Source organism: Dyadobacter sp. (assembly GCF_039919315.1).
In the GTDB taxonomy this organism is placed as follows: domain Bacteria; phylum Bacteroidota; class Bacteroidia; order Cytophagales; family Spirosomataceae; genus Dyadobacter.
On the sequence record NZ_JBDSFX010000014.1, the window covers coordinates 1 to 20,193 of the forward strand.

Below are 20,193 nucleotides of genomic sequence, written 5' to 3' on the forward strand. Positions count from 1 at the left end.
TATCACCTGATTTTTCATACCTGAATAGCGCTTCTTCAAATCCGAAGAAGATCCGGACGCTGTCCTTACTTACAAAATTGAGCTCGTGACAATAATTTCCGATCAATCCCGGCACGGAATCCCTGGAAGCTTCGAGAAATGTACGGTTAATATAGTGACCATCCAGCCCGGTAGTGACGGGCTTCTCCTTGCTACAACCGAAACTTAGCAATGCAATGGAAACAGTCAATGTTTTAAATCTGAGGAAGGGGGTGATTCTCATGTATTTATTTATAAAAAGATGCCGCCTGACCATCTTTCATGGTAAAGCAACATCTTCTGGTTAACTGACGATAAGATACGCTATTTGATTCAATGCGCAATATCATCATCTTCCGGGTGATGAACGATCAGAGAACTTCTCGTATCCAGTTTCCGGATCATTTCATTGGACATCGCATCGGCATATACGCCATAGCTACTTACCAATGTGCCTTTTAGGCCATCTTTGGATTCAATCGCGTATAGGATGGACATATCGGAAGGATTCGTCATGCCTTCGAAACGGTAAACGTGTACAATGTCAAAATCATCGGGTGACAGCGTCAGGCATATTCCGTCGTCTTTGTGAATTTCCAGCGAGTGGGCAGTGAGGTTAAAATCGTATGTAAAGCCCTGTTCCTGTAAATCTTGTAGCGTTTCAATGAGTGTATCTGGTTCACTCATGTTTTTATTGGAAGGATTCGATTTTTTGATCTTATCCTGATCTGTTCCTTGCAAGTCCATAAGTAAGTCATTTAAGATTTTATAAAAATGGTCTGTATCCGTAAACTGATAGTGACGTTTACAGACCAAATGTCAAAAAAGCATGCCTTACCGGGGAAGTCTTGGAAGCCGTTGGATTAGAAAATCAGCCGTACATTTTGAGGTACTTTGACCTCATTTTTCCAGAAAATGTAGAACCCTAAACTGTGTAATAGTAAGTTTGTCTGGTACTTATTTGGGGCGGTATATGGCCTGACCTGCGTTGTAGGCAGCGAAGCAGCCCAGTCCGCCATTGATGTTGGTGAATATCAGTGATGGCTCTACAAATGGATTGTCCGAACTTCCGCGCGTCTCGAGTGAGCGATTGTATTTGAAATAGTTTTCGTCCGTGTTATAGATTTCCATTGTGACCGTAATAATCTTGGCTTTGGGATAAACCGTGAATTTGCTGCCATTACCATAGTCATAGGTCACTACCTGGGGTAGCGAAGCCCGTCCGACAGGCGATGTGAAAGTGACCCCATCGATATTAAGATCGCTTTGGTAGTCGTTTCTCCCAATGGTTTCGTCCCATCTAAAATTGAAGCGGTTTCTCACCCGTCTTTCTTTAAAAGTCTCTGCGCTGTTTCCTTCCGGAATACTGTATTCGAGATCCACGGAAGCTTTCACCCTGTAAAAGTTAATGTCGCCAACAATATCGTCCCAGGTCATTTTGAGGGTTAGGGCAGTATCCGTGTCATACCCGTTTCTGGACAAAGAAGTATCGATCACGTAGGTTTTGGTGAATGCTTGTTTTTCCGGTACCGTGCAGCTGGATGTTACCGTCCTTTTGCCATCCGATACGTTCAATGTGTAAGTTTTGGATGCGGCAATTACAAAAAGGGCCTTGTCAATGCTGTATAACTGGCTGGCGGTATCAAAGGGGATTACGGCTTCGTGGACACCATCCGAGATTTTAACGATGGCGTTTCGGATCACGCTCCCTCTGGAACTGGTAATTTCACCAAATAGCGGAACTGATTCCGTAACAACCACATTAATGCGGGTAGCCTGAGGGGAAATAAACGATTGCACCACCAGCTTAGACTCACTCTTCGGAAGTTTGGAAGCAGGAATGTCGGTAATAAGCGATTCACAGGCAAAAAGCCCGGCCATTAACAGAATTAAAATGTTATACGCAAACCTCATGAGCTCGAAACTTAAAACTTGAAATTATAGCTGAAATAAGGCAGCACCGGGAAAAGTGAATACCGTTTCAAAGTGTTTTTGGTGGAGGTGGTGCTACCATTCACGGTAGTCTCTTCCTCAATGTCGTAGAAGAATGCATTCCTTCGGTTGTACGCATTGTAAACGCCGAATTCCCAGGTCCGTTCATGCCGTTTTTTGTTTTTGTGAAACTGAATGGCAAAATCCATACGATGGAATGGTTCTGCCCGGAAGCTGTTTTTTTGTCCGTATTCACTCACAGTAGGGCCATTCCAGCCAATGGCAGGTTTGCCATTTGGATTAAAACGGGTCATAAAGTTATCGCTTACAGCCGTGTAGGTAGCCACAGGCAGCGTGAGTGCGTTGCCTGTTCCGTACACCCAGGTGGAGGAAAGCGTGATCCTTTTGCTAATTTCATAAATACCCACCACCGAGAGGTCATGACGTCGGTCGTAACGCGGGAAGAATGTTTTTCCAAAGTTCAGCTCGGGAAATTTCCAGTAGGTCCATGATAATGTATAGCCAATCCAGCCCGAAAACCTTCCCGTTTTTTTCTGTATCAGGAATTCTGCGCCGTAAGACCAGCCCTTGCCAGCCGTGACATTGTCCTCCCAACTCAGCTCGTTGGCATTTTCACCATTGATACTTAAAAAAGAAGAGCCCTCCTTATAGTTCAGAATGTTATCCATTCTCTTGTAATAACCTTCCAATGTGAGCGTAACAGCAGGTTTTTCGAGGTCTTTTGCAAATCCCGCCGCTATCTGTTTCGATTGCTGTGGAGCTACGCGGTCGGTCGTCGGTACCCAGAGGTCGGTAGGAAGCCCGAGGCCGGTGTTGGAAAGTAAATGAACGTATTGGTTCATCTGGGCATAGGAAGCTTTGAAGGAAAAATCCTGCGCCAGTCTCAATGCAGCGGAGATCCGTGGCTCCGGGCGAATGTAAGTTTTGCTTTGCGTTTGGAAAGAACTTAATCTGAGACCGGCGTTAATTTTCAGCGCATCGGATGCCTGCCAGGTGTCTTCGAGATAAATCCCAGCTTCCACTGCATTGACGGGCTTGACAGAGCGTTCTATTGGGTTGTCGATGAATGAGCCTTCGATGGCCAGTGCGGATGGTATAAACTTGTGGAATGTAGCCTGCGCTCCAAATTTGATGGCATGCCTGGTGGAAGGGTAAAAGTCAAAGTCCGTTTTGACACCCAGGTCCCTGATCTTGGAATTATAGTCAAGGCTGAATTCATCCTCTGTGGTGCCGTCACTTCTGATATCTTTGGAATAACTGGAAACGCCGAAGTTGAAATTGCTGAAAATCAACGATGTATTGACGAAAAGCTTTTGGTTCAAAACATGGTTCCAGCGCATCGTAGCAGTGGCATTTCCCCAATCCAGCCCGGCCTTGGTTTCGGATGAACTGCTTTTTTCGCGCGCATAAAATTTGTCCCGCCCGAAGTATCCGCTGACATACAGCTTATCCTTGCTGCCCAGGTCGTAATTCATTTTGGCATTGAGATCGTAAAAATAGTAGCCCGGTTTTACCTGGCTGTCGACTCCACGTTGCTGCCTGGCAATGAAAGGCGAGGCTAGCACATCAATGTAAGTTCTGCGTCCGGAAATCAGAAATGAGGATTTGCCTTTTGATATGGGCCCTTCTAACGTCAGACGTGAAGATATCAGCCCGATTCCGCCTTCGCCGTGCAGCTTATCCTTACTGCCTTCCTTCATATTCATTTCCAGAACGGACGATAAACGGCCGCCGTACCTCGCCGGAAAGCCCCCTTTCGTAAGCTCCACGCTTTTCAGGGCATCACTGTTGAAAATGGAAAAGAAACCAAAGAGGTGATTGGCATTGTAAACCACCGCATCATCCATAATGATCAGGTTTTGATCAGGTCCACCTCCCCGCACGTACAGTCCGGTTTGACCCTCAGTTCCTTTTTGAACACCGGGCATGAGCTGCAAAACACGCAGTACATCTTTTTCACCAAAGAATGCAGGTACTTTTTTGAGCTGTGCGATGGGGATTTCTATCTTGCTCATTTGCACAGACCGGCTTACATAATCCTCCTGCCGCCGGGCCGAAACGACTACCTCTTCCAGCTGGTTTACGGTTTTAAGAAAGATATTAAGCTCTCTGTTTTTGGTCAAACCAACGCGACGATCGGTTTTTTCGTAGCCAACAAACGAAAATGAAACGGTTGCGGAATCAGCAGCGGGGACAGTGAGGGAATAAAAGCCGTAAGTATTAGTTACCGCTCCATAAGGCGTGCCTTCCAAATATACATTGACACCAGGCAATTGCTCCTGACTGCCCTGTTCTTTCACAAACCCGCTGATAGTGACCCGTTCCTGAGCGAAGGCGATGATTGAAATGAAAAGGAATGTTGCCGTAAAAATTAATCGCATAGCAGGAAAGCTGATTCCCTTTTGTAACGACTTGCTCAGGTATATAGTATGGATCATTGTAAAGGGAAAGGCGACATGTGATCTTAACTATTCACTAATCTGGATATACTTAAATTCTGCGTGATTGGAGTCAGTGAATTGGCTCGTAACCACGCAGAAATCACCATTTATTTCATGCTCAAAGTGTTGCCCTCCATAACATTGCGCAGCATTAGCCCAGAAGAAATGCTTGCTAAAATCAACTTCAAATCGTCGCTGAGGCCATTTTTGAGCCAAACTTTGCCATTATTAATGGTAGACACGGTGCCGATTATTTTCCCATTGAGATGAAATGCATAACCATATACATCATCCTGTGTGACAAAAGAAGGCGAGCCTTCTAGCTGCCTTACGCCATAAATATCAACTTTTGTTGCACCATTTTGTAAAAAGCCGATTGTCTTATCTCTTCCAAGGTTCCTACTCCCGCCATCCACATTGTGCACGATGAACTCCCAGGCTTCTTCCTGAGTATTAAGCTTAATTGAGCCAGCAAAATAATTTTTGTAGTTCAAAGAAATTGAAAAATAATCATTTAAGGAGGCGTACTCGGTTTCTTTGAAACGGCTAACCAGAGCAACATCCGCGGTGTTACCATTTGGGTCAAATTGCTCAAAGCTCAATTTCTCTTTCGCTCCGTTGAATTTTACGATAAATGGAATGGAATAACTGAAAGTCCAGCCGCGCTTTACTTTGCTAGTTTTAAAATCGCCAAAAGAAATGACCTGCCCAATCTGAGTACCCTGTCGGCCTTTTACGAGATAAACTTCCGTCTCATTTTTAAGGTCATTGTCAACTGCCAGTTCGGCAGTATGGCAAGATGATGTATACACTAAAATACTTAAAAGCGCAGCTTTTGCTGCGGCGGCCTGAGGAGAGAATTTGAAATTTTGTATCATGGCTAATCGTTTTTATTATACTAGCCATGATACAAGAAATGCCGTAGAAGTTGGAAACGCAGGTTTCGCTTTTGAGTGAACGTAGGTAAGTTGACAATTAACAATAGGCCCTATTTTCGAGAGCCGATTGCCGAATGCCGAAGTTTAGTTCACCCCCTTCACCTTCATCTTCAACCCATAAACCGCCGTTTCCGCAGTGATAAAGAGCATATCATTGTCTTTTCCACCGAAGCAGATGTTAGCGGTCCAACCATTGTGAATAGGGAAATGGGCGATTTGTTCACCTTTTGGGTCAAAAACAGTCACTCCTTTTCCGGTAATGTATAAATTTCCTTCCGCGTCAAGGATCATTCCGTCGGAGCCTTTTGAAACGAAAAGTGTACGGTTAGTTAATGTACCGTCTTTCTGAATGTCGTATTTATAGGTCTTGCTGTCACCGATGTCCGCGACATACAATGTTTTGCCGTTTTTAGTGCCAATAATACCATTGGGTTTTTTAATATTAGCTTCTACCCTTGTCATGTTTTTGCCTTTTGGATCAAGGTAATACACGTATTCTCCGTCTTGCTGCATTTTCGGGTCGCGCTTCCAGTAATCACGTTTGTACAAAGGATCTGTGAGGTAAATGCCACCTTTTGGGTCAATCCAGAGATCATTTGGGCCATTTAAAAGTTTGCCTTCATAATCTTTTACCAAAACAGTAGGCTTACCATTTTTATCAAAAGACCAAACCTGGTTATCTTCATCCGAGCAGGCGACAAGATTTCCTTTTTTGTCAAAATACATCCCGTTCGCGCGACCTGCATTGTCAGAGAAAACACTGAATTTGCTCGTCTCCGCATCCCAGCGAATGATTTTGTTATTGGGCTGATCTGTGAAAAATACATTTCCATCTTTATCGGCGACGGGCCCTTCGGTGAATTTGTAACCATCGCCGAGTTTTTCAACTTGCGCACCAGGTGCAACTATCGATTTCGAATCCATGATCTGTGCTGAAAGTAAAGCCGGAAGGAGCAATGCAGCTAGCCCGGGTAAAATTGAATAAAAACCTGCTGACTTTTTCATATCAAAACAATGCCGGGTTAAGTTGGTCCCGGTTGCCTTAAAAGTACGCAGATTCTCGTTCCTTACTTATGCGACACGCGATGGAGCGACACCATAAGCCTTTTTAAAAACAAAAGAGAAGTGCGAAAGGTCTTCAAAACCAGTTTCCAGATACACCTCGGAAGGAGCTTTCCCTTTTTCTTTGATCAGGTAATGTGCTGCTTCCAGTCTTTTTTGCAGTAGCCAACGGCTGGGAGAAATATGGAATATTTTTTCAAAATCGCGCTTGAATGTTGCGAGGCTTCTTCCCGTGAGATAGGCAAAACGCTTCAATTGCACATTGAAATGAAAGTTCTGATTCATAAATCCTTCGAGATCAATCTTGCCCGGATCGCTGAAATCAAACAAGACATCCTTCATTTCAGGATTGGTCTGCAGTAGAACGAGAATGGCTTCCTTCAATTTCAAAGACGTCAGTTGCGGGTTGTTCGGCGGCTGAAATTCCCGGTAGGGCATCAATGAATCGACGAAACTTTGGAGCAGTTTGTCGGATTTAAGCTCTACAACAGCTTTGCTATTCTGATGCGGAGTAGCATTATAACCATATTCCAGACTAAAATTGCGGAGCGTTTCCTGATCCAGATAAATCGAAATTGCTTTGAATTCCCCGTTTTCAGGTGGCTGTTTGTTGAACTTGACTAAATTATTTCGCCTGGTAAACCTAAAATCGCCTTCCTTGGAAATGATATCATTCACGCCGTCATTGACGACAAGCGTTCCGGCGATCTGGTAACTCAGCACATGTTCCTGTACAAACTGCTCTCCTTCCCTGCTTCTGGCAAAATAGCAGGAGTACACAATTTGCGAAAATTTGGACGCTTCTGTTTGTTGGCTCATAGCTGTAGAAATAGGTAATAGGAACAGCATCGCAGGCCCGTTTTGTTCCGCAATGCTGTTTCGTGTTAGGCGATTTAATGTGCCAGTTCGAAAGTTTAAATTCCTTTCATTTTAGCATATGCTTTGGCAGCCTCCGATTCAAAGAAATTTTCGGCATCATCATGATCTGTTGAAATGCTGACCGGCTTCCATTTTTCAAATTCGGCTTTTCTCCCGGCATCTGCACGCTCCAAAATTTCAACCGCCTCGCTGCCTAAAATCAGGTGTAAAGGAGGCTCCTGATGATTAACAAGTTCAATCATCACTTTCGCGGCTTTGTCGGGATCGCCCACTGGAACAAAATTTCCGTTATCAAAAAATCCTTTTACACCATCAACCGTCGACTCATACCCTTCCACATTTGGTGCAAAACTCATGGAAGATCCTGCCCAATCCGTGCGAAAGCCGCCGGGTTCCACGCAGGTCACTTTAATACCCAATGGCCAAACTTCTTTGGAAAGTGCTTCGCTGAATCCTACGAGACCGAATTTGGCCGCTTGGTACATGGTAAGTCCCGCCCCACCAACACGCCCGCCTATGGAACTGATTTGTAAAATATTACCCGAACGCTGCTTGCGCATATGCGGTAACACCGCGCGGGTCACTTCGATTGGCGCATATAGATTCGTATCCAATTGACTTTTTACCTGCTCGTCGGTAAATGCCTCTGCAGCACCGGTGATACCAAAGCCTGCATTGTTTACCAGAACATCAATTTTACCAAAGTGCGTAATTGTGTCTGCGACTGCCGAGTAAATCTTTTCTTTGTTGGTCACATCCAGCTGAATCGGATAGATCTGATCCGGAAATTGCTGAACTAACTCGTCCAATTGTTGTGTATTGCGTGCTGTGGCGGCAACTTTATCACCATTTCTGAGCACTGCTTCTGTGAGGCTTTTTCCCAATCCGCGGGAGCTGCCTGTAATAAACCAAACCTTTGTCATCGTTTTTCCTTTTGAATTAACGATAACAAAGGTCGGTAGAAACTAAGCGTGTGAGTTTGCTGAAAAGCTCAAAATTGGTTTGTTGAAAAGCTCACTGATTTTAAGCCTAGTTCGCCAAGCTTCTTAGGTATGTGCATTAAAAAAGGTGTCAGCTCCTGACACCTTTGAAATTCTCAGGGATTAACCTTTGGCCGTTCGCTTCGAGTGCTTTTAAGAACTCGCGGGCTCTTGCGGTTTTTTCAGGGAAGAGATCTCTACCGCGGGTCTTTTCGAGAACCATATTTAGGAACTCTTTTTCTTCGGCCTCGGTCATTCCGCTCAGTTGTTTTTCTGTTGTTTCCATACTTAAAGTTATGATTATTTCTTAAAGATTAAAATAGCATCATAATTCCTTCCTAAAATGTACCTTTCAGTCACGATATGGGTATTAACTATTATGTAACCACCTAAGAACCAATATGTACGACTTAATTCCACGAAATTCTTTTCAACATAGTTTCGGTAGATTGTTATTCTCTGATTGAATTTCCTGCAAAACGATTCACACTTTTTTATGCAAGTCCTTTTACAATTTTCGGCAAATTCAGATCCTCCGTCACTTCCAAGAACCATCAAAATATCATCACTAAATTTTTCGAAGAACATCGGTGTCGTCGATATTACCGAGTTAAAGACTTTATAGGCATCGCCGTTATTTGTATGAATTTTATCTTGGATCCGATCTCCGCTACGATCATAGTCTCCAAATCCAAGGTTATACACATTCCTATCTTCAAATTTGTGCGCGTAAGTATATTGAACTGCTTTGAGAACTGTATTTGCACCTTTGCTCAGGAAGAAAAATCGGTATTCAAATGAGGATTTATCTTCGCTGACCAGGTAAGAATTTGATAAATTAGACACATTAAGAGGGAATAGTTTACTTAATGGTGGGAAGCTAATGAGCCAAATTTCGAATTCAAACACTAATTATCAATATGCCTATATCAGTTATTAAATGGTTGCTGGTAAATTCAAATCGCTCCCAATTCTTGCAAAACAGCCTTCATAATAGACTTCTGAAAAATTTCCAGAATCAGCATTCATTTTCCCTCTTTTTATTACCGTTTTTCGCAAAAAAAGAAACACTATCCTTAACGCAAGAAAGCAAGCCTTTCATTCTCTAAAAGTCACAATCACCGGAACGTGATCGCTATATTTTGTCCAGAAATCAAAATCACCGACTTCGACGGATTCCAGTTTTTCGGACATATCTTCTGAAACAAAGCAATAATCTAGGTGATAGGGCCGGTTTTGGTGCCGGTATAGGTATAATGTTGGATGTTCTTCTGCGCCCTGGGTTTGTTTGTGATGCAAATGATACGTGCTATGGACACCTTTCTTTTCCAATAACCTCACCAAATCTGAATGATTGCTGATCCTCGACTTTCTGTCCCAGATCGTATTGCTGTTAAAATCTCCGATCAGGATCGTTTTCGTATTGGAAATCAGGCTGTCATAGTGTAAAACCGCTTTCCAAACTTGCTCCACATATTGGCCATCCTTATCGTCGGGATTGTTGGCCCAAATCGCAAATAGATTGAAATCAAAATGTCCGTTTGTAGCATAAATCGGAATGATCATCCGCAAATCCGCATTGTGATTATCAAGAACCCGGAAGCGGTAGTCACTATACGAAAAGATAGCAAGTCCTTTATTGTTGTTTTTCCCAAACCATAAAACATCCGTCGGCTTGGGCGTATTGGCTGGAAACAGCAGCTTATCGGGACATTCACATTCAGGTACAACCAGGATATCCGGCTGGTAGGAGAGGATCAGATCGGCTTTCCTGCGGAATGCCATGTTGCAGTTCCAGGTGATGAGCCGCATGGGGGTTAGGCAGCTTGGTTGCTGTTCACCGTAATCACATAACCACGCTCAATTTGCTGTCCTGAAAATTCTTCGTCTTTGAAACGGATAGAACCATGCTGAACGGAAACGTCTTCCAGAAATTCAGGGACTTCAAAAAGTTCATTATCCAAAATCGCGATATGACTGATTTTCACAATCTCAGTCACGTCCAACGCGTCCTGCACTTTTTTTGCCAAATAACTTCTTGCAGCACTCTTGTTCTCGTTAATCCATTTGGAGGCAACAACAATATCCCATCTATTTGCGGCATTTTCTCTTAAAAAGAGCGCGAAAAATGTATAGTCTCCCATTTCCCTCGAGCTTTCCTCTTCGATGTGAATAAACTTTTTTACGATCTCTTTCATAAAATTTCAATCATGAATTTAACACTTTGTATCATTTCTATTGCTTCTTCTTCCTTTACAGCGCCAACCAACCGATACCTAACCTCCGGATTCCATTCCAACAATGGCGACCAGCTTAGTAAATGCTCCTTCAATATAAAACTTTCAGAACCTGATAATGACAAAAGTACAGTCAAATCATGTGTCCTTATACTTTTCAACTTTTCGAAATCTTTTCCAGTTGATGGAAATCCTTCCCAGTTGAGCGTCAGGCAGATTTTATATTTCAGATAAATTTCCATACAATATCCGCTGAGGTAGACTGCGCAATCAAATCGTTTTGCCTGCAGGAGAATCTCGGCGTCGGCCAGTCGCTCCAATGCAATACATTTCAAATCATCAACAGGTATCATGAATGGTGTGTTTGATGGAGGAGATTACAAAGTCTCCAAAAGTAGCATTAGTAATGGAAATCATGGGAGATAGTGCAACTTCATTTATTCTTCGGCTGGGATCAATTTTCCCGGAGGTAACTGAATTTTATTAATGATTCAATCAGGAAAGCGAAGAATCTTTCTCAATACTCTCATAACCTGCAACTTGGTAACACCGTCAAAGTCGTTTAAAAAGGATTCAATAGATTCCTCGGTAGTCAAATGGTCTACAAGATTTTGAATAGGGATACTCGTTCCGGAGAAAACCGGAGTGCCACCTAAGATTTCGGGATCAACTGTGATTGCGCTGCTTTCAGGTGATTCACTCTCAAGAAAAGCCTGGGCTCGCGCTTCAAATCTCTTTCTGGTTTCTGATCCAGGCTTCCCATATCGAACCTGTAACCACTCGTCGGCGGTTCTAAACTCGCTATATGATTTCGGGATATTTTTGAAGATATCTTTTGCTTTCATGTTGATCTCAGACAGCGTCAAGTCTTCAAATTTAGCCTCGGTCGAGTGAAGGTCGACTGGGATTGGAGGATTGCCCACATTCTTGATTTTCTTTTAGCCATGATTTCATCCGTATAGTTAATCTTCCCAAATCTCCAACTGTGGGCTTTTCCTTAACTCTCCCACAGGTGCAATAATCAACCTGTTATCTTCAAAGCGGACAGTAATGTGTTCTCCATGATCGAACCCCAAATCTTTCAGCCACTCGCCGCACAGCTTGTTAGTCATTTGATGTATTCGAATGCCGCTAGGCATACAATGTTGGTAGAAAACCGGCAAACGAATTTTTCGAAATGCCGTCAGGCATGCAACAATCTTACATCCCTCCGGGATTTTAAACATACGGCGGATACCGTTGCTACCGATATTTCATCGCTACGCGATTGATGCGAGGTTGGATAATTTCGGCCTTTATTTCTTTGGGAAATGATGAGAGGAAAGTTTGACGGTTCTAAGCATCTTATTGGCTCTCGCGAGTTTTTGCGTGTTGCTCTTATTATTTTTAATAAAGCGATAGTGTTTAATCCTGCCAAATCTCCAACTGCGGACTTTTTCTCAACTCTCCCACAGGTTCAATAATCAACCTATGATCTTCAAAGCGGACAGTAATGTGTTCTCCATGATCGAACCCCAAATTTTTGAGCCACTCGCCGCACAGCTTGATTTCTGGAACGAATTTGGTTCGCCATTGGGAAGTCCTTTGGTATTTTGGATAAATTTTTAATTGACGATCCTTAAACTTGTGCATGTAAAAGTATGGTTAAGTTTTCGTAAAAATAAACTAAAATTTCGTTTTACGAAAATAGTATTTCGTTATTTACACATATTAATAACTTAAAACCCTCATTATCATTAACTTAAAGTTTTCACTAAGTTTGCGTCAAACGAAAACATTGAGTTAATGCCTAAGCAGAAGTTTAATCGGATTAAGATCGTTCTTGCGGAAAGGGATAAGTCAGCTAAGTGGCTGGCAGAGGCGATTAATAAGGATAAATCCACCGTTTCAAGATGGTGCACAAATGATATGCAGCCTACGATTGAGACTTTTTACGAGATTGCGAGGTTGCTGGATGTGGATGTGCGGGAGTTGTTTATGCCATCGAGGTAAAAATTTTCATGCTACGTCACAGACAATAATACCGAAATGACTGAATTAGGGCTTTTTCTTGGAAGAAAATCTATTAACAAAGCTGAGATTTCCCGTAAAACAGGAATTAGTGCGTCAAGACTTAGCGAGTTGACTTTGAAGGAAGGTTCGCATTTAAGAGCAAAAGAGCTTTACTTAATTGCTCTTGCGATGGATGTTGATCCTTGCGATTTACTGAAAGCAGTTTTCAAAGGAGTTGAATTGCCTTCTTAGTGGATAAAATCGAATTACAAAAGCTTGTCTGGAAGAACTTGTCACTTTATAATTCGAAATTAACATCCAGTAAGGCATTCATTTTAACAGTCAATGCTTCAACAAGTTCATCATCCATAAACTCATAGTCATCTGCGATATTGAGCACTTCGATCGAAGGTAATTCGAGATATTGATATACTTTTCTGATTTTAGTCTTTTGATCAGCTTCCATTACTAGGACCAAGTCAGCCCAATGCAGATCGTTCTCAGAAATTTTTCGGTTGCTTTGAGGACTCAACCCTGCCGATCGAACATTGAATCGGGAGTCGTTTTTAAAAATATGCTCGGCCGTGCGGCTTCGTCTTTTATTTCTTCCGCAAATGACCAAGATGTTGGGACGTGTCACTTTTCGGCAGGTACTTTTGGTCGCAAGGCTTTCGGAAGCTCTTTTGTTCTCAAAACTTCGTTTGCGATAGCCAGTTTATCAGGGAACAGAACTACGCCCTCATACTTGTCCAACTCAGGATCGACTACTGAGTAAAACTTACGATCTGTCGGGGTCGATGATGTTTTTTGCATACTACAATTTAGTCGATTTTTTGGTAAAAAGAAACCCCAGATAATCTTTGCCTGACCCAAACGGTTCAAAACCAGAGTCATTTTCTCCATATATATTCAGCCATTCAGCAGTTTCTTCGCCATACAACGAAATACCGATGCGATATAATCTGGTTCTAATGTCATTACTTCCAGTAGCATACACGTTTGCATTAGGGTAAGCCGTTAGAAAGTCTTTTAATGCCTGAACAACCGTGGCTAGGACCTTTTCACTATCACCGTTATCCGATGTTGCAAGGTCATTGAAATCGCCAGTTTCAACGTTTAAATCTCCAAATGCCAGGTTGAAGTATTTGTCAGTATCCATTTTTTGGAATACAACAATCTTAGGAATAGCACCTTTTGGGCCAATTGATTCGAATTCAAATACTGTACGCTTTTGTGACGCGGTTAGTGTGTACTTTTCTAATTTCATTTAATGGCATTAGTGTGTTTTGTTTGACAAATATGGAAAAATTCTCAAAATTCACCTCCCCTTCACCACCCCATCAATCCCACCCAACAACGACTTCACCCCAGTACTATCCTGCATCAACTGCCAGATCATCACCCCTCCAACCTTGTCCAAAGCTAGCTCCGTTTTCTTCTTAATCGTCGGCAACCCATTATAATAAACCATCCCGCCGTTCAAATGCATCTGATCCTGGTTAATAGAATCAGGATATTGCCGCAGAATGTTTTTGTAGGAAATACTTTCAGGAGCAGTGCCGCCGAAGCCGTAGCCGTAGAATGGGACGCCGAGTGTAAGTTTTTCTTCGGGGATTTTGCGGGTTTCCAGCCAGTATTTCAGATCTTCTTCGGCCATCGAGTAGGGGGCGTGCGGACCGGGGCGCTCAGGTCGCCAGGGGCCGGTGCGGTCGTAGGACATGATGTTTACGAAATCGAATTGCGCCAATGCTTTGTCGGTAAACTGGTCTTTGTAAACGGTCGCGATTGCGGCGGTGATCATTTTGTTTTTCTGCCTTAGTGCTTTTGCGAGGTCGATCACGAAGTTTTCGTAATTCGCGTCGATCAATGCGCCTTCCAGATCTACATCAATGCCGTCGAGGTTATTGTCAACTGCCAGATTTACAAGATCATTGATCAGTTTGGTTTTCTTTTCTCCAATCAAAAAAGAGGGATAATATTTCGGTGCGCCGCCACCGCCGATGGAAGCCATGATCTTCACATTTTTGGAATGTGCTATCACCGCGATTTCTTTAAGATTCTCGGTTCTTGTGAGGTTACCCAGCGAATCGGGATTGATAAAGGCAATGTATAAATGCGTGATCTTGCCAAAATCAATTTGATTTGAGGCAGCAACAAGGTCCGTTCGGTTTGGTAAATAGCCGATCACTTTGAAACGATTATCGGTATCGCCATTTTTAGAAAAGGTGACACTTTTCTTGCTGCAACTGGTATTGAATGCAAGAATCACCATGAATGCGGAGATGCATTGCTTGAACAACTTCGGGAATTTCATGGTGATTCTTTGCGGTTTGAAATGCTATTTACCTGCCAACATAATCTTCGCTCCGCCTTTGCGAATCGATTCGTAAACGGCATCGACGACGATCATATCCTTCAATCCTTCGGCCCCACTTACATTTGGGTCGGGTTTGTTGTTGAGGATAATGTCGGCGATCCCATCCATTTGCAGCGTTTGGTGCGTAATCACAGGCTGGTCCATCGGGCCTTTGTGCGTCCGGCCTTTGATCGGGCCATAGCTGAATGCCGGGCTCAGTTCGACGAAACCTTTGTCGCCGATCACATATAACCTTTCGTAATTGTTGAAATTATAAGTCGTGCCACAGCTCGCAATGACGCCGCTCGGGAAGCCCAGCTGGAACATAATCGTTTCGTCCACTTCCTTGAATTTCACCGGATCGGTTTTGGATTCCTGGGCAGTGACCCAAATCGGCTCTTCACCCGTGGCATATCGCGCGCCATTTAATGCATAAATGCCCACATCCATCATCGCGCCACCTCCGGCCAATGCTTTTTTGAGCCTCCATTGATTGGGATCGCCGGATTTGAAACCCATATAATTGTTCACATGCATGATCTTACCCAGCTCACCAGCCTCACGCATCCGGATCAACTCGCGGGTATGTGGCTCAAAATGCATGCGATAACCAATGTAAAACTTCACGCCAGCTTTCTCACACGCGGCGATCATCTCGCGGGTTTGTTTCGCATTGTCGGCCACAGGTTTTTCGCAAAGAACGTGTTTGCCAGCTGCTGCAATTTGCAGTACATGTTTGTGATGCAACGAGTTAGGCGTGGTAATATAGACAATGTCAATGTCCGGATTGTTTTTGATCTGGCTGACCGTCTCGTAGTTGTAAGTATTTTTCTCAGGAATATTATACTTCTTTTTCCAATCTTCCAACTTGGCAGGTGTACCTGAAACAGCTCCAACAAGCGTTGCCATTTTGCAATCTTTCATCGCCTCCGCAACCCGCGTTCCATAACTGCCAAGTCCCATAATAGCAACGCGTAATTGCTTATCCGCCTTTGGTCCTGAATATAGTTCGCGGGCGTTAGCTGGCAAATCGGCCAGGGCAGTAGCGCCAATTCCGAGGGTTAGTTTTTGAAGAAAATCACGACGAGAATCCATAGTAATGAGTGATTATTTGTTGATAAATATTTTGGCTCCACCTTTGCGGATCGATTCATAAACGGCATCCACAACGATCATATCCTTCAATCCTTCCCCTCCGGTTACATTCGGATCGGGCTTGCCATTCAGGATCGCATCGGCAATTCCGTCCATTTGGTAGGCCTGGTGATTTACGTCTGGTTGCTCGATCGGGCCTTTATGCGTAATGCCGCGGATTGGGCCATAACCGAATGCAGGATTAAGTTCCGCCCAGCCCTTGTCGCCCATGACGTGAAGCCTTTCAGAATGGTTGAAATTGTAAGTACAGCCACAACTGGCAATGATACCGCTCGGGAAACCCAATTGAAAAGTGATCGTTTCGTCCACATCTTTGAATTTCACGGGATCGGTTTTGGATTCCTGCGCCGTCACCCAAATCGGCTCTTCGCCGGTGCAATAACGGGCTCCATTCAAAGCATAAACTCCTACGTCCATCATCGCACCTCCGCCAGCCAATGCTTTTTTCAGCCTCCATTGATTTGGATCGCCGGATTTGAAACCCATATAATTATTGACGTGCATAATTTTCCCAAATTCCCCTGCTTCCCGCATTCTTACTACTTCACGGGTGTGCGGCTCAAAATGCAGACGATAGCCAATATAAAATTTCACGCCAGCTTTTTCACAGGCGGCGATCATTTCCCTTGCCTGCTTAGCATTATCAGCCACAGGTTTCTCGGAAATCACATGTTTTCCAGCAGCGGCTACTTGCAATACATGCTTATGGTGCAGGGAGTTAGGAGTAATCACGTATACCAGATCGATGTCCGGGTTGTTTTTGATTTCGTGGAGATTTTCGTAGTTGTAAATATTCTTGTCCTCAATCCCGTATTTCTGCTTCCATTCCGGGACTTTTGAGGGAGTACCGGTCACAATACCCACCAGTTTTGCGGTTTTGCATTCTTTCATCCCTCTTGCCACAATGTTCGCGTAGCCGCCGAGGCCCATTAATGCGACACGGAGTTGTTTGTCGGCGGGGACATTAGGAAAAGTAGGGACGGCCACCGCAGGGGTCATATCAGTGAGGGTGGCGGCTCCGATTCCTAATGAAAGCGTTTGCAAAAAGTCACGACGGGAATTCATAAAGCGATTCGTTTGGTGGGAAAGCGTTTTTGGAATAAAGCGCTTTAACCAACGAACTTACCTGTGAAGGATTTTTTGATTTGGAAGAATTTGCAGCTGCTTTTTCCAAGGTTGCCTTGATTCTCTTTTCAACGTCAGCCGATATTTCTATGCATATAAGATCTTCCAGACTTATATCGAATAATCTGTGAATAATGACCAGATCATTCATTGAAAATGAGCGTGTCCCATTCAGAAGCTCAGATATGTAAGATTTGCCATGAGCTAGGATTTCACCTAAATCATTTTGATTCAACTTATACTTTTTTAATTTTTTGAGAATGAGTTCTTTCCTTTTTTGAAAAAACTTAAACTCTTTTTTGACCCGCTTTTCTGCCGATTCACTTTCTCGAACCTGTTGGTCGGTAACCAATTCTACATCAGACCAGTGTACGGATTCATATTGAATAATCAGGTTTCTAACTTCTTTTCTTAATGAATCCAACTCTGGCTGATCCTTACTTATTAGCCGTAATGACCTTTCTGCCCATACAGCTCGTTCCATTTCCAGCTCAGACTTCAGTGCTCCTTTCCGGATTATTTCCCTAACATCATATGCTGTCATTACAGCAGGTTGTTGTTTATTAGCCATTTTTCAATGCTGTTGTTATTGTTCTTGAATTTTCTTTCATATTCGTGATGGCTTCCTGCCCAGACGATTGTTGCTTCGTTTGACTCTATTATTATCATGACGAGAGCCCGGTGAATGTGGATATCAATAAAATAGAAACCGGTATTATGCACTTTTTCGGCATCTCGTCGTAATAGTCGGAAGTCTTCCAAAAGACATCAGTACTTTCCAGGTCAGCTATCAGCGGGTCAATTGACTTACATAATTTGTCATTCCCACGATTTTTACGTTTCAAATGAATTAGTAAACTTTTCCCTTCTAGCTGCATCGCCGGTTGAACTTAGATAAAAAGTTCTACTTTTAATAGAACTTCATGATTCCGCTTTCGACCTTTTGACGCAAGTATTCGTAATAAGTAACAGTTTTGATTGGCACTAACAACAAAAAAAGCTCCCAGGCGAACCCGGAAGCTTTTCAAATTGAACCTTAAAAGTGATTATTTCACCGACAAAACTCGTTCAGTTTTTTGCTCTGACAATTGGAATGACTTAGACTGGATTTCGTCTCCACTGATTATGTCCAGTTTATATTTACCAGCTTCCATCTGATCCATGTTCAGGACACGACCGAATTTCTTGTTATCTCTGCTAACCGTTTCGCGATATACGACGTCACCATTTTCATTTTTAAGTAACAAGGTTGTGTTTGATTCCAGGTTGGCTTTGTCTACCAGGACATTGATTTTACCGTCTTTGGTAGGGTAGATGCCAGTGCCGAAGCTGGAAGGTCTTTTGTTCTCTTTGTCTTCTGCGTTGGCAGCGAAAGTAGATGCGATAAAGGCTAATGCGAATGCGAAAGTTTTTACTGAAGTTTTCATGGCTATTTTATTTTTATGGCTGTTGTTATTGTTTTTATTTTCTTTTTGTCCCTGAGGACATGACAAAAGTGGCAGGAATTTCGGTACTATGTATTACAAAGTACAGGAGTGGAAATTTTAGGTAAATGAGTGGTTGATATCTTTCATGAGTAATTGAACGGTTAAACATTATCTGAATGATTTGAACAAAGAGAGGCGTACTGAGATCATAATGTTGCTTCTCGATATGTTAACAAGTGTTAAAAAAAAACGACCACTGAAACCAGCGGCCGTTTTAAACCTAACTAAAACCGATACTTATTACTCTTTCTCTACAAAGTTCATATCCTTTGTAAATGTTTCTTCAAGAAAATATAATGCGAGCAGGGCGACTGCTGATGTGGCTACTCCAATGACTAGTCCGCTTTGAATTACCCCTATGTCTGGCTTGAAGCTGACGAACAACGCTGCCAACGGGATCGTGGCGCCCCGAACAAAATTCGGAACAGTTGTCGCAACTGTCGCCCGTAGGTTGGTTCCGAAAAGCTCGGCTGCGATGGTGATAAACAACGTCCAATAACCATTGCAGAACCCCAATAATGTACATATCAGATAAAAGGAAAACAAATCCTGCATCGGTATCATCAGGTAACCGACCATCATCGTAAGTGAAAGTAGTATAAAAAGCCTGATCACTTTCTTGCGGCTTTTTAGATATTGACTTAGTAAGCCGCTGACGATGTCACCAGCTACCTGTCCCGAGAATGCGAGCATGACTGCTTTGCCTGCATTGATGCCTTCGATTCCTTTCGCCGCGCCGAATTCGGGTGAGAATGTAATGAGGATACCGACCACAAACCAGATCGGAAGGCCGACCAAAATAGCCATCAGGTATTTTGTCAAGCGTTTACCATTGGTCAGGATCATCATAATATTTCCCCTGTCAACCGTTTTTTCTTTCACCTGCTGGAACATTCCAGATTCAAAAACATTGAAACGAAGCACCAAAAGCAACAAGCCCATACCGCCCCCGACGAAATAGGAGATCCGCCATGCGAACAGATCTGCAACGAAATAAGCGAGTATGGCGCCTAATACACCCAATGTGGCAACTAATGTGGTTCCGTATCCGCGGATTTCTTTCGGTAATACTTCGGTTACCAGGGTAATTCCAGCTCCGAGCTCTCCCGCAAGGCCGACGCCAGCAATGAAACGCAGAATAGCATATTGATCCAATGATGTCACAAACCCGTTGCCAATGTTAGCGAGCGAGTACATAATGATAGAGCCAAAAAGTACGGAAAGTCTTCCTCGCTTATCCGCGATAACGCCCCACAAAACGCCGCCGATCAGCATTCCGGCCATTTGGTAATTGAGCAAACGGATTCCTTCGGTTAATAGCTGATCAGTCGGAACATTCAGCGCTTTCAAACTGGGCACGCGAACGACACTAAATAGAAAGAGGTCGTACATATCGACCAGATAACCCAATGCTGCTACAATGACCGGCACTTGTAACAATTGCGAAAGCAGGGAAGGACGAGGGTTTTGAATTTCAGACATTGTTGGAAGCTTTTAGCTATCAGCTTTTAGCCGTTAGCTTGTTTGACAATATGTTTCTTTCAGATAAATAAAAGCTAAGACCCAACAG

The 20,193-nt window shown here is 43.3% G+C and carries 25 protein-coding genes; 2 read left to right on the forward strand and 23 right to left on the reverse strand.

The window, feature by feature from the left end:
• The 14 genes from ABIO93_RS03865 to ABIO93_RS03930 form a co-directional block, all read right to left on the reverse strand.
• On the reverse strand, positions 1-262 hold a 262-nt coding region (locus ABIO93_RS03865), incomplete at its 3' end, for a hypothetical protein (RefSeq protein WP_348064627.1).
• Positions 263-351: 89 nt separating this feature from the next.
• Positions 352-765, reverse strand: coding sequence for a hypothetical protein (locus ABIO93_RS03870; RefSeq protein ID WP_348064629.1), 414 nt, complete (start codon positions 763-765; stop codon positions 352-354).
• A gap of 210 nt (positions 766-975) precedes the next feature.
• Entirely contained in the window at positions 976-1,932 is a 957-nt protein-coding gene (locus ABIO93_RS03875; protein ID WP_348064631.1) for a DUF4249 domain-containing protein, read from the reverse strand.
• Positions 1,933-1,943: 11 nt separating this feature from the next.
• On the reverse strand, positions 1,944-4,352 hold the full coding sequence (locus tag ABIO93_RS03880) for a TonB-dependent receptor (RefSeq protein WP_348064734.1): 2,409 nt from the start codon (positions 4,350-4,352) through the stop codon (positions 1,944-1,946).
• Positions 4,353-4,519: 167 nt separating this feature from the next.
• Entirely contained in the window at positions 4,520-5,290 is a 771-nt protein-coding gene (locus tag ABIO93_RS03885; RefSeq protein WP_348064633.1) for a hypothetical protein, read from the reverse strand.
• A 144-nt stretch (positions 5,291-5,434) separates the two neighbouring features.
• Positions 5,435-6,355: an SMP-30/gluconolactonase/LRE family protein gene (locus ABIO93_RS03890; protein ID WP_348064635.1), complete on the reverse strand. Its 921-nt coding sequence runs from the start codon at positions 6,353-6,355 to the stop codon at positions 5,435-5,437.
• A 66-nt stretch (positions 6,356-6,421) separates the two neighbouring features.
• The gene (locus ABIO93_RS03895; protein ID WP_348064637.1) at positions 6,422-7,231 is read right to left on the reverse strand and encodes an AraC family transcriptional regulator; all 810 of its coding nucleotides are present in this window, start codon (positions 7,229-7,231) and stop codon (positions 6,422-6,424) included.
• 95 nt (positions 7,232-7,326) lie between these two features.
• The gene (locus tag ABIO93_RS03900; protein WP_348064639.1) at positions 7,327-8,214 is read right to left on the reverse strand and encodes an oxidoreductase; all 888 of its coding nucleotides are present in this window, start codon (positions 8,212-8,214) and stop codon (positions 7,327-7,329) included.
• A 148-nt stretch (positions 8,215-8,362) separates the two neighbouring features.
• Positions 8,363-8,557 (reverse strand): hypothetical protein, encoded by a 195-nt coding sequence (locus ABIO93_RS03905; protein ID WP_348064641.1) that lies wholly within the window; start codon positions 8,555-8,557, stop codon positions 8,363-8,365.
• 812 nt (positions 8,558-9,369) lie between these two features.
• The gene (locus tag ABIO93_RS03910; protein WP_348064643.1) at positions 9,370-10,083 is read right to left on the reverse strand and encodes an endonuclease/exonuclease/phosphatase family protein; all 714 of its coding nucleotides are present in this window, start codon (positions 10,081-10,083) and stop codon (positions 9,370-9,372) included.
• A gap of 5 nt (positions 10,084-10,088) precedes the next feature.
• Positions 10,089-10,469 (reverse strand): hypothetical protein, encoded by a 381-nt coding sequence (locus ABIO93_RS03915; RefSeq protein WP_348064645.1) that lies wholly within the window; start codon positions 10,467-10,469, stop codon positions 10,089-10,091.
• Positions 10,466-10,861, reverse strand: coding sequence for a HEPN domain-containing protein (locus tag ABIO93_RS03920; RefSeq protein WP_348064647.1), 396 nt, complete (start codon positions 10,859-10,861; stop codon positions 10,466-10,468). Before ABIO93_RS03920 ends, ABIO93_RS03915 begins: the two co-directional genes overlap by 4 nt.
• A gap of 138 nt (positions 10,862-10,999) precedes the next feature.
• On the reverse strand, positions 11,000-11,353 hold the full coding sequence (locus tag ABIO93_RS03925) for a DUF433 domain-containing protein (RefSeq protein WP_348064649.1): 354 nt from the start codon (positions 11,351-11,353) through the stop codon (positions 11,000-11,002).
• A gap of 559 nt (positions 11,354-11,912) precedes the next feature.
• Positions 11,913-12,140 carry a SymE family type I addiction module toxin gene (locus ABIO93_RS03930; RefSeq protein WP_348064651.1) on the reverse strand — a complete coding sequence of 76 codons (228 nt, stop codon included), beginning with the start codon at positions 12,138-12,140 and terminating at the stop codon, positions 11,913-11,915.
• Between the two features lie 153 nt (positions 12,141-12,293).
• Between ABIO93_RS03930 and ABIO93_RS03935 the strand changes: the two genes are divergently transcribed.
• Complete coding sequence (locus ABIO93_RS03935) at positions 12,294-12,500, forward strand: helix-turn-helix transcriptional regulator (RefSeq protein WP_348064653.1); 207 nt, start codon at positions 12,294-12,296, stop codon at positions 12,498-12,500.
• Positions 12,501-12,536: 36 nt separating this feature from the next.
• Positions 12,537-12,752, forward strand: coding sequence for a helix-turn-helix transcriptional regulator (locus tag ABIO93_RS03940; protein WP_348064655.1), 216 nt, complete (start codon positions 12,537-12,539; stop codon positions 12,750-12,752).
• 46 nt (positions 12,753-12,798) lie between these two features.
• Here the strand turns inward: ABIO93_RS03940 and ABIO93_RS03945 are convergent, their stop codons facing one another.
• The 9 genes from ABIO93_RS03945 to ABIO93_RS03985 all read right to left on the reverse strand — a co-directional run bounded on the left by ABIO93_RS03945 (position 12,799) and on the right by ABIO93_RS03985 (position 20,105).
• A complete protein-coding gene (locus ABIO93_RS03945; RefSeq protein WP_348064657.1) occupies positions 12,799-12,966 on the reverse strand; it encodes a hypothetical protein in 168 nt (55 codons plus the stop codon).
• 170 nt (positions 12,967-13,136) lie between these two features.
• Positions 13,137-13,313 (reverse strand): hypothetical protein, encoded by a 177-nt coding sequence (locus ABIO93_RS03950; RefSeq protein WP_348064659.1) that lies wholly within the window; start codon positions 13,311-13,313, stop codon positions 13,137-13,139.
• Position 13,314: 1 nt separating this feature from the next.
• The gene (locus ABIO93_RS03955; protein WP_348064661.1) at positions 13,315-13,767 is read right to left on the reverse strand and encodes a hypothetical protein; all 453 of its coding nucleotides are present in this window, start codon (positions 13,765-13,767) and stop codon (positions 13,315-13,317) included.
• A gap of 51 nt (positions 13,768-13,818) precedes the next feature.
• On the reverse strand, positions 13,819-14,814 hold the full coding sequence (locus tag ABIO93_RS03960) for a glycosyl hydrolase family 18 protein (RefSeq protein WP_348064663.1): 996 nt from the start codon (positions 14,812-14,814) through the stop codon (positions 13,819-13,821).
• 24 nt (positions 14,815-14,838) lie between these two features.
• Entirely contained in the window at positions 14,839-15,951 is a 1,113-nt protein-coding gene (locus ABIO93_RS03965) for a Gfo/Idh/MocA family oxidoreductase (RefSeq protein WP_348064665.1), read from the reverse strand.
• Between the two features lie 12 nt (positions 15,952-15,963).
• Positions 15,964-17,076 (reverse strand): Gfo/Idh/MocA family oxidoreductase, encoded by a 1,113-nt coding sequence (locus tag ABIO93_RS03970; protein WP_348064667.1) that lies wholly within the window; start codon positions 17,074-17,076, stop codon positions 15,964-15,966.
• The gene (locus ABIO93_RS03975; protein WP_348064669.1) at positions 17,060-17,707 is read right to left on the reverse strand and encodes a helix-turn-helix transcriptional regulator; all 648 of its coding nucleotides are present in this window, start codon (positions 17,705-17,707) and stop codon (positions 17,060-17,062) included. The genes ABIO93_RS03970 and ABIO93_RS03975 overlap by 17 nt, the downstream gene beginning before the upstream one ends.
• A gap of 475 nt (positions 17,708-18,182) precedes the next feature.
• Positions 18,183-18,563 (reverse strand): hypothetical protein, encoded by a 381-nt coding sequence (locus ABIO93_RS03980; RefSeq protein WP_348064671.1) that lies wholly within the window; start codon positions 18,561-18,563, stop codon positions 18,183-18,185.
• Between the two features lie 300 nt (positions 18,564-18,863).
• Complete coding sequence (locus ABIO93_RS03985; protein ID WP_348064673.1) at positions 18,864-20,105, reverse strand: MFS transporter; 1,242 nt, start codon at positions 20,103-20,105, stop codon at positions 18,864-18,866.
• Between the last annotated feature and the right edge of the window lie 88 nt (positions 20,106-20,193).

Bases quoted from the DNA above. Each gene is read 5' to 3' on its own strand.
- ABIO93_RS03870 (WP_348064629.1), bottom strand. From the start codon at position 765: ATGGACTTGCAAGGAACAGATCAGGATAAGATCAAAAAATCGAATCCT.
- ABIO93_RS03875 (WP_348064631.1), bottom strand. From the start codon at position 1,932: ATGAGGTTTGCGTATAACATTTTAATTCTGTTAATGGCCGGGCTTTTT.
- ABIO93_RS03880 (WP_348064734.1), bottom strand. From the start codon at position 4,352: ATGCGATTAATTTTTACGGCAACATTCCTTTTCATTTCAATCATCGCC.
- ABIO93_RS03885 (WP_348064633.1), bottom strand. From the start codon at position 5,290: ATGATACAAAATTTCAAATTCTCTCCTCAGGCCGCCGCAGCAAAAGCT.
- ABIO93_RS03890 (WP_348064635.1), bottom strand. From the start codon at position 6,355: ATGAAAAAGTCAGCAGGTTTTTATTCAATTTTACCCGGGCTAGCTGCA.
- ABIO93_RS03895 (WP_348064637.1), bottom strand. From the start codon at position 7,231: ATGAGCCAACAAACAGAAGCGTCCAAATTTTCGCAAATTGTGTACTCC.
- ABIO93_RS03900 (WP_348064639.1), bottom strand. From the start codon at position 8,214: ATGACAAAGGTTTGGTTTATTACAGGCAGCTCCCGCGGATTGGGAAAA.
- ABIO93_RS03905 (WP_348064641.1), bottom strand. From the start codon at position 8,557: ATGGAAACAACAGAAAAACAACTGAGCGGAATGACCGAGGCCGAAGAA.
- ABIO93_RS03910 (WP_348064643.1), bottom strand. From the start codon at position 10,083: ATGCGGCTCATCACCTGGAACTGCAACATGGCATTCCGCAGGAAAGCC.
- ABIO93_RS03915 (WP_348064645.1), bottom strand. From the start codon at position 10,469: ATGAAAGAGATCGTAAAAAAGTTTATTCACATCGAAGAGGAAAGCTCG.
- ABIO93_RS03920 (WP_348064647.1), bottom strand. From the start codon at position 10,861: ATGATACCTGTTGATGATTTGAAATGTATTGCATTGGAGCGACTGGCC.
- ABIO93_RS03925 (WP_348064649.1), bottom strand. From the start codon at position 11,353: ATGAAAGCAAAAGATATCTTCAAAAATATCCCGAAATCATATAGCGAG.
- ABIO93_RS03930 (WP_348064651.1), bottom strand. From the start codon at position 12,140: ATGCACAAGTTTAAGGATCGTCAATTAAAAATTTATCCAAAATACCAA.
- ABIO93_RS03935 (WP_348064653.1), top strand. From the start codon at position 12,294: ATGCCTAAGCAGAAGTTTAATCGGATTAAGATCGTTCTTGCGGAAAGG.
- ABIO93_RS03940 (WP_348064655.1), top strand. From the start codon at position 12,537: ATGACTGAATTAGGGCTTTTTCTTGGAAGAAAATCTATTAACAAAGCT.
- ABIO93_RS03945 (WP_348064657.1), bottom strand. From the start codon at position 12,966: ATGGAAGCTGATCAAAAGACTAAAATCAGAAAAGTATATCAATATCTC.
- ABIO93_RS03950 (WP_348064659.1), bottom strand. From the start codon at position 13,313: ATGCAAAAAACATCATCGACCCCGACAGATCGTAAGTTTTACTCAGTA.
- ABIO93_RS03955 (WP_348064661.1), bottom strand. From the start codon at position 13,767: ATGAAATTAGAAAAGTACACACTAACCGCGTCACAAAAGCGTACAGTA.
- ABIO93_RS03960 (WP_348064663.1), bottom strand. From the start codon at position 14,814: ATGAAATTCCCGAAGTTGTTCAAGCAATGCATCTCCGCATTCATGGTG.
- ABIO93_RS03965 (WP_348064665.1), bottom strand. From the start codon at position 15,951: ATGGATTCTCGTCGTGATTTTCTTCAAAAACTAACCCTCGGAATTGGC.
- ABIO93_RS03970 (WP_348064667.1), bottom strand. From the start codon at position 17,076: ATGAATTCCCGTCGTGACTTTTTGCAAACGCTTTCATTAGGAATCGGA.
- ABIO93_RS03975 (WP_348064669.1), bottom strand. From the start codon at position 17,707: ATGGCTAATAAACAACAACCTGCTGTAATGACAGCATATGATGTTAGG.
- ABIO93_RS03980 (WP_348064671.1), bottom strand. From the start codon at position 18,563: ATGAAAACTTCAGTAAAAACTTTCGCATTCGCATTAGCCTTTATCGCA.
- ABIO93_RS03985 (WP_348064673.1), bottom strand. From the start codon at position 20,105: ATGTCTGAAATTCAAAACCCTCGTCCTTCCCTGCTTTCGCAATTGTTA.